Consider the following 1448-nt stretch of genomic DNA (forward strand, 5'->3'; position numbering starts at 1 on the left):
TTCTTTCTATTCTTGGGTCTTCTAAATTTGCAAAATGCTCGAAAAAGCTGGCATTTAAAATATTCATTTCTGTCAATGAATCTGTTTGTTTTTGTCTGGAACTTACAGCTTTAATAAAACCTCTTGCCATTGACAGCACCAATAAACTACAACAAACTACATGGAAATTTAGTCGGATTTAACTGTAGCATATTTTGGGTTCAAGTTAAGATGCGTTTACCCTGGTATTTCCCTACCCAATTACTACCGAAAGTCGCCGTCGTAAACTGCAAAGATTTCTAGACATACCTCAATTAACGATCGCACTAATTTGGTTCCCTTTGATCGTTTACTGGTTAAGAACTTATTGCTCTGTGGGACAAAACCTATCAGTGGCGATCGATCGGACTCAATGGGGCTGTATTAATCTGTTTACGATCGCCCTAATCTGGGAAAAAAGAGCTATCCCCTTATACTGGTGTTTGTTGCCAAAATTAGGAAGCAGTAACTTACAAGAACAAACCCTCGCTCTCGAACAAGTTTTACCCTTGTTTAAGGAATATAAACTTATCGTTTTGGGAGATCGTGAATTTTGTTCGGTAGACGCAAGGATTCTGGCTCAAAACAATGGGTGTATCTTTTTGTTTAAGGCTGAAAAAGAATCATTGTATTGAAACAGAAAATTTAATCTGGCAACGCTTAGACCAATTAGGAGTAGTACCCGGAACTTCGTTGTACTTTCAAGGAGTGAGGGTCAGAAAAACTCAACCAGTAGCAGGATTTGATATCGCCTGTAAATGGAAACGCAACTATGGAGGATTAAAAGTAAAAGACGCCTGGTTTATTCTCACAGATTTGGGTTCATTGCCATTCGCGCTCTCCGCTTATAAACAGCGAATGGGAATTGAAGAAATGTTCCGAGATTGCAAGAAGGGAGGTTATAATCTAGAAGGCAGTGGTCTAAGAGGAGAACGACTGATTAAGATGATTCTATTAATGGCGATCGCCTATACTTGTGCCATATTTCAAGGGACTGAAATTCAAAAAAAGCAGGTACAAAAATATGTATCTCGCCGCTCCCAAGCTAGAAAAAAATACCGAAGACGGAGTACATTTGGCGTTGGCTTCGATGGAGAGCAGTGGGTTGATTATCTCGATCAGCATTCATTAGAAATTCAAGACTTAATGAAGTTAACTCCCAATAAACGCAGGGGAAACGCATCTTAACTTGAACCCAAAATATGCTACAGTTAAATCCGACTAAATTTTCATGTAGTTTGTTGTAGTTTATTGGTGCTGTCAATGGCAAGAGGTTTTAGTAAAGCTGTAAGTTCCAGACAAAAACAAACAGATTCATTGACAGAAATGAATATTTTAAATGCCAGCTTTTTCGTAAGGATTCAGGTCAGGGGGTATTGACAAAGAGGATACAGGAGGGAGATTATTATAATTATGAAAAAAGAGCAGCC

The 1448-nt window shown here is 38.5% G+C and carries 1 protein-coding gene; it reads left to right on the plus strand.

Annotated features, from left to right (window positions below):
- Window positions 1–606 precede the first annotated feature (606 nt).
- Window positions 607–1206, plus strand: a complete 600-nt coding sequence (locus tag QUA47_RS30845) for a hypothetical protein (RefSeq protein WP_333433632.1) — start codon at window positions 607–609, stop codon at window positions 1204–1206.
- Window positions 1207–1448: the final 242 nt, after the last annotated feature.

The sequence above is a fragment of the Microcoleus sp. MON2_D5 genome (genome assembly GCF_036701905.1).
Taxonomy (GTDB): Bacteria; Cyanobacteriota; Cyanobacteriia; order Cyanobacteriales; family Microcoleaceae; genus Microcoleus.